This window comes from Microcystis sp. M_OC_Ca_00000000_C217Col, from assembly GCF_007095585.1.
Classification (GTDB): Bacteria; Cyanobacteriota; Cyanobacteriia; order Cyanobacteriales; family Microcystaceae; genus Microcystis; species Microcystis panniformis.
This window is the reverse complement of record NZ_SFBV01000009.1, coordinates 1-6,598: the sequence shown is the minus strand read 5'-3', so window position 1 is coordinate 6,598 and position 6,598 is coordinate 1. Positions and strand designations below refer to the sequence as shown.

The following is a 6,598-nucleotide window of genomic DNA, read 5'->3' as shown; positions in this document are numbered from 1 at the left end:
AACTCGAATACTCGTTACTGTCAAAGTTGCGGCTCTCAATTGTTGTTAAATGGTAAATATAGGGTGAGTCGGTTATTGAGTGATACGACCGGTTTTGGGGTTGTTTATGAGGCTTTTGAGGGTTTTACAGCCAAAATACTCAAGGTATTACAAGAAAAATGGAACAATGAACCGAAAGCAGTGGAATTATTTAAACGGGAATATGACGTTTTATTAGAGTTGAGTCGTCAAAATGTCACCGGTGTTCCTCGCGCAGATGCCTATTTTCAATATTCCACGAGGGAAGGGAAAATATTACACTGTTTAGTTATGGAAAAAGTGGAGGGGATTAATTTAGAACAGTGGCTAAAGCAGTATGATATTTTAAGTCAAAAACGAGCCTTAAAATGGCTGAGAGAAATTACTTTAATTCTCGATAAAATTCATCAACAGAATTGGCTGCATCGAGATATTAAACCTCCTAATATCATGTTGCGTAATAGTGGCGAGTTGGTGTTAATTGATTTTGGCACAGCAAGGGAAGAAACCCAAACCTATCATCAAAAGGTCAAAGGTCAACAAGTAACAGGTATTACCTCAGCCGGATATACACCCAATGAACAACAACATGGCCAAGCAGTGATTCAATCAGATTTTCATGCTTTAGGACGAACTTTTGTGCATTTATTAACTGGAAAACATCCCTTAGAAATTTATGATGCGTATAATGATGTTTTACCTTGGCGAGAAGAAACGGAAAATATTCACCCGTTATTGTTGGATTTTATTGATGAGTTAATGGGGAGATTACCCAAGAATAGACCGGCTAATACTAGGGTTATTTTACAACGTTTAGATGAGATTGAACGGCAGTTAAATTTACCTCCTAAGATTAATTCTTCGGTTTCCCCCTTAGATAAAACCCTTACTGGTCATTCCTGCTGGGTTCAGTCAGTGGTATATAGTCCCGATGGCCGCTATTTAGCTAGTGGGGGTGGTGACAATACTATCAAAATTTGGGAGATAGCAACGGGAAGAGAATTGTGTACCTTTGCTGGTCATTCTGACTGGGTTAGGTCAGTAGTATATAGTCCCGATGGCCGCTATTTAGCTAGTGCGAGTAGTGACAAAACTATCAAAATTTGGCAGGTAGCAACGGGAAAACAATTGCGTACCCTTACTGGTCATTCTCGCGGGGTTAGGTCAGTGGTATATAGTCCCGATGGCCGCTATTTAGCTAGTGGGAGTGTTGACAATACTATCAAAATTTGGCAGGTAGCAACGGGAAGAGAATTGCGTACCCTTACCGGTCATTCTGAGATGGACAAAACTATCAAAATTTGGGAGGTAGCAACGGGAAAACAATTGCGTACTCTTAACGGTCATTCTTACCGGGTTAACTCAGTAGTATATAGTCCCGATGGTCGCTATTTAGCTAGTGGGAGTAGTGACAAAACTATCAAAATTTGGGAGGTAGCGACCGGAAAAGAATTGCGTACCCTTACTGGTCATTCTTACTGGGTTTATTCAGTGATATATAGTGACAAAACTATCAAAATTTGGGAGGTAGCAACGGGAAAACAATTGCGTACTCTTAACGGTCATTCTTACCGGGTTAACTCAGTAGTATATAGTCCCGATGGTCGCTATTTAGCTAGTGGAAGTGGTGACAAAACTATCAAAATTTGGCGGGTGGGACAGTAAACTTGTGTTGGGGGTGACAGCAATAATTTTTGTCTATCAAAAATGAGCGACACTTGCGGGAAACTGCACCGATGTCTTTAAAAATATTGGGTTTTGGCTCAAATTCTTGAATCGAGCAGTTTTCTTCTAAGTATTAAAGCGCTCAACCCAACCAAAAAGCTAGAGGGGATCGTATCTACATCAACAAACTATAATCTACATGAAAGAAATGTCCTAATAATTTCGCCTGTTCTTGGGTAATTGACCCTTTTCCTTCAATTAAACTAGAGGCAATTTTGTCAGAGCCAAGGATTCTGGCTATGTCTTTCTTATTAACGCCTTGCTGTTCCATCAAAAACAATAACATAGAATGAGGTGTGGTTGATTCTTGTAGATAAAAGCTTTTTTCAAAATTCCCAATTAAAAAAATTAGAAGCTCATAAAGTTCATCTTCTTCGGGAGTTCGCTGCTGACTGTGCATTAATTCTTCCACAATAGCCAAAGCTTTTTCATTTTCTGCCTCTGTTTTAATAACTTTAGGTAAATGGCGAGCTAGTAATTCTTTGTATTTTTCTGGATTAAAAGTAAGGGTCATCGGTGTCAAGGAGATACATTTCAGGATTCGGATGCTTCCTCGGCTAAAGGTTTTAGAGACTGGCGGTACTCTTGACCAAACTGCATTGCCTCTTCGTAAGCCGGATCGTCAGCAAAAGTGCCGACAATTTTTTCCCACCAGGGAGTTTCGCTGACAGTAGGTAGCAAACGCTTAAGCAGTGCTACTTCAGCTTCTAAAGTTGCTAGTCTTATCTCTAGATCAGTGCTTAACATGGTTGATATATCCTCCCATTCTGCTCTTGCTCAAAGGTTAGCTCTAAAACAAAATTTGTTTCAACGCCAGAAGCCATAGGATGAACTGATGAAACGTTTTCCATCGGTAATTCAGTTGCTTGTCATCGTCAGTTATTGACACTCCCGTCCGCTACTTTATAGTTAGTTCCTATATTAACTGGTTAAACCGTGTTTTAGGGCAAAACGTACCAATTCCGTGCGACTATTAGTACCAGTCTTGCTAAATAAGCGACTGACGTATTTTTCTACGTTTCTGACGCTGGTTTCTAGACGACTGGCGATTTCTTTATTCATCAATCCCTCCGCTACTAAATCTAAAACACTTTGTTCCCGGGGGGTAAGATCAACTTTAATCGGGGGGGGAGTGGTAGTAAAAGTGTTCTGTTGTCCCACCTGCTGTTTTAATTCCCGGATATCTCGGGCAATTTCTTCTAATCTAGCGTTTTCGCTGGTGGCTTGCAGGGATTGACGACGGCGCTCGATTAAAGACTTGATTAATGCTTCTAATTCTTCGGGATCGAAAGGTTTGGATAGATAAGCATCACAACCGGCATTATAACCCTGAATGCGATCGCTCGTCATCCCCCTAGCAGTGAGAAAAACCACGGGAATTGTCTGAAAACGAGCATCTTCGCGCAATTTCTTGAGAAACTGATAGCCATCCACCTGCGGCATCATAATATCGGAGATGACTAATTCCGGAATTTCTTGATTGAGTAAATCCCAGGCTTCGTTAGCATTACTAGCAGTTCTTACCTCGAATTCATCCCCGTACTGTAGATATGCTTGCACAGATTCACGAACCCCCGGTTCGTCATCCACTAACAAAACTTTCGCAGGTGTGTCCATCAATTTCTCGCAGCGATCGAATATTGTCCGAATCCTATCTTATCAGCTATCAGGAGCCGGTCGTCAGTAGTCAGGAGATAGGAGTCAGTAGTCAGGAGATAGGAGTCAGGAGATTCCCACACCCCACACCCGACACCCGACACCCCACACCCCACTCCCCAGATCATCCTCAAGATAGTGACGGTGAGTTAAACTAGCAGATAGAACTAAAAAGTTACAAAAATCACACAATGATTTTACAATCCTTTCACCATTCTTAACAAATCCCGTGACCATTCTCTGCTGGCTTGATCGCATTAGTGCTTCTGATCGCCCCCTGGTGGGGGAAAAAGCTTTTATTGCCAGTGAATTACATCAGCGAGGATACCCAATTATCAGGGGATTTGCCATTTTTAACCGCATTTTTGCGGAATTTTTGGAAACTATCGACCATGGTGACTCGTTTCTGACGGATTTTCCCCAATCTTCCCTCTATTTAGACGTAGATAACGCCAAAGCTCTGCAATTAGTTGCGCGCGAGAGTCGGCGCGCCGTTTTACAAGCGCAAATTCCTCCTCTCTGGTTAGAAGAACTAGAGGCGGCCGTGGCACAATTATCCATGGATACCCTAGTATGGCGCTTTTCCCTACCAGCTAATCTGGCTCGGCGAACGCTCGGTTTATTTTCCGCCCCAATCAGTGGAATTAAAGCAGATAATCTAGAAAATGCCCTAAAACAAGCTTGGGCGGAGTTATTCACCGCCAGAAGTCTATTTTATTGGCGAAAAATGGGAATTGGTTTAGAAAACATTCAATTATCTTTACTGGTACAAGCGTTATTACCGGCCAATTGTGCGGGAAATGTGTTGATTAATGAGGATAACTGGGAAATTCAGGCGGTTTGGGGATTAGGACACAGTTTAGTTAATGGAGAAGTGGCACCGGATACCTATATTATCGATCGCTCTGGTCAATTACGCAGTCGGCAATTAGGCAATAAATCCCGCGCTTATTATCTCAATAGTGACAGTAATCTGCTCGCGCCACAATTATTAGCACCCAGTTTACAGGAAAGCTACTGTTTAGATAATTTCGCCCTCGATCGCCTTTGTCAACTGGTTCAATCTCTACTGGCGGAAAAACCCAGCTTAACCAGCATAGAATGGCTGATGATGCTAGATGGTCAAATTTATATTCTCAACTGTCACAGTCAGGAAATCACCCCCACTACCTCCCATTATCCCTTAAGAGGATTAGGGGCATCCCCAGGGTTGGCATCGGGAGTGGCAAAAGTGATCAGCAATTTCGACTCCCCAGAGGCAAATTTTCAGGATTGCATTTTGGTTACTACTAATTTACCTCCGAAAAAACTGCCCCATTTACGCCAAATTCGAGCAATGATCACGGAACAGGGGGGATTAACTAGCCATGGAGCCATCTTAGCCCGGGAATTAGCCATTCCTGCCATTGTCGGGGTGAAAAATGCCACAGAAATTATCCGCTCAGGCGAGATAATTTTAGTAGATGGTACGAGGGGAATTATTTCTCTAGCATCTCAGGAACAGATTTCCTTACCCCCTCCACTCCCCAGAGAAACCGACGGGACGGCAATTGCTACCCGTTTGATGGTTAATCTCAGTCAAACTGAAAGTATTGCCAGAATCCAAGAACTGCCTATTGATGGGATCGGTTTATTGCGCTCAGAATGGATGATTTTAGACTTACTTTCTCAGCGTAATCTAGAAGAATGGTTAACGCCAGAGCATCAAGAAGCATTGATCGAGAGATTAAGTGATTTAATCGCACAATTTGCCCTTAGTATCCAACCTAAGCCTTTATTTTACCGTTCTTTTGATGCTCAACATTCGGCTCAAGACAGTCGGGGAACCCATGGTTATATATTAGATCCGACTCTATTTGATCTAGAATTGCAAGCTTTACGACGGGTACAAACCACCGGCGCCACCAATATTAATTTACTGCTTCCCTTTGTCCGCGGGGTTGAGGAATTTATTTTCTGCCGGCAACGGGTACAATCGGCTTTACTCACTCAAGTCCCTTCTTTCCAATTGGGGATAATGGTGGAAGTACCGGGGGTAATCTTTCAATTGAGGGATTATGTGCAAGCAGGGGTACAGTTAATCGCTATTGGTACTAATGATTTAACTCAATTACTTTTAGGTAGCGATCGAGAACATTTCTCAGAATATTTTAATGCCCGTCATCCCGCAGTCAGGGCAGCTTTAAAACAAATTATCACTCAAGCAAAAGTTTTACAGATTCCCTGTTCCGTTTGCGGCATGGCTATCGTCCAGTATCCTGAAATTATCGATGATCTGATTGCTTGGGGCGTGACTTCTCTTTCGGTGGATACAGAAGCAGTTTTAGCCACTAGAGAGGCAATTGTTCGCGCCGAAAGAAGATTTTTATTGGAAAATAGCAGATAACCTCGGCAAAAGGAGCGTTAGGGGTTGGCTGTTGGGGAAGATGTTAGGTAGGGTTTGCGGCAAAAAGTTTGTTGGTGGGGTTAGGAGTCGGTAGCTGGTCGTCGGGAGATAGGGATTTAGGGGTTTAGGGAAATTTCAGCCAAATGCCCCACTACCCCACTTCCCCACTTCCCCACTTCCCCACTTCCCCACCACCTCACTACCCCATTTCCCCATTTCCCCACTCCCCACTTCATAAGCCATACTTTGTGCTTTTTGTCAAAAAAACTTTTTTTTTGCAATAAAACTACACAAAAAAAAGATCATCGTTGTGGGTGAAATTGACTCATTTACCTGTCTTAATTGGGATTACCTTCTAGGTGTGGCAAGGGTTTCAACCGTTGCTGCCCAAAAAAGCATAAAATACCCCATTATGAAATTCTATCAAATCGCTGTAACCGGCATAACATCGTTGTTAAATAAAAATCTTTCTCAATTAATTCTTAAGAATTTGTAAATATTGCGAAATGTTAATTTAAATATTCTCAAGTTATTGGAGTCAATAAATAATTTTTGCTTATCTTTGTCGGAAAATAGAACTTCTGCAAAAATCCAACATCTACCATTGGGTTAGGAGTCTCCGAGTCAGGAGTCAGGAGTCACAAGTCAGGAGTCAGGAGATTATTTTATTTATTCTCCCCACACCCCACACCCTACACCCTACACCCGTTACAGTAGAGCAGGAAGTCGCCTTCCCACCCCCTGCTTCAAAACCGGACTTACGACTTTCGCCGTATCCGGCTCCTGAGTAACTAGGCTACTGTCATTAGTAGA

5 protein-coding genes and 1 pseudogene are annotated in these 6,598 nt (G+C 42.5%); 3 read left to right on the top strand and 3 right to left on the bottom strand.

The window, feature by feature from the left end; translation table 11 throughout:
- Positions 1-1,683, top strand: a 1,683-nt coding sequence (locus EWV66_RS00555) for a serine/threonine-protein kinase (RefSeq protein ID WP_287115874.1), incomplete at its 5' end; no start/stop codon positions are given.
- Between the two features lie 175 nt (positions 1,684-1,858).
- On the opposite strand, the gene EWV66_RS00550 is transcribed toward EWV66_RS00555, so the two are convergent.
- From EWV66_RS00550 to EWV66_RS00540, 3 genes are all read right to left on the bottom strand, one after another.
- On the bottom strand, positions 1,859-2,257 hold the full coding sequence (locus EWV66_RS00550; protein ID WP_052276708.1) for a helix-turn-helix domain-containing protein: 399 nt from the start codon (positions 2,255-2,257) through the stop codon (positions 1,859-1,861).
- A 20-nt stretch (positions 2,258-2,277) separates the two neighbouring features.
- On the bottom strand, positions 2,278-2,490 hold the full coding sequence (locus tag EWV66_RS00545) for a hypothetical protein (protein ID WP_002757840.1): 213 nt from the start codon (positions 2,488-2,490) through the stop codon (positions 2,278-2,280).
- A gap of 174 nt (positions 2,491-2,664) precedes the next feature.
- On the bottom strand, positions 2,665-3,360 hold the full coding sequence (locus tag EWV66_RS00540; protein ID WP_002737332.1) for a response regulator transcription factor: 696 nt from the start codon (positions 3,358-3,360) through the stop codon (positions 2,665-2,667).
- Positions 3,361-3,628: 268 nt separating this feature from the next.
- Between EWV66_RS00540 and EWV66_RS00535 the strand changes: the two genes are divergently transcribed.
- On the top strand, positions 3,629-5,785 hold the full coding sequence (locus tag EWV66_RS00535) for a putative PEP-binding protein (protein WP_287108799.1): 2,157 nt from the start codon (positions 3,629-3,631) through the stop codon (positions 5,783-5,785).
- 499 nt (positions 5,786-6,284) lie between these two features.
- Positions 6,285-6,502 (top strand): annotated as a pseudogene (locus tag EWV66_RS24290) (hypothetical protein).
- The last annotated feature ends 96 nt before the right edge of the window (positions 6,503-6,598 follow it).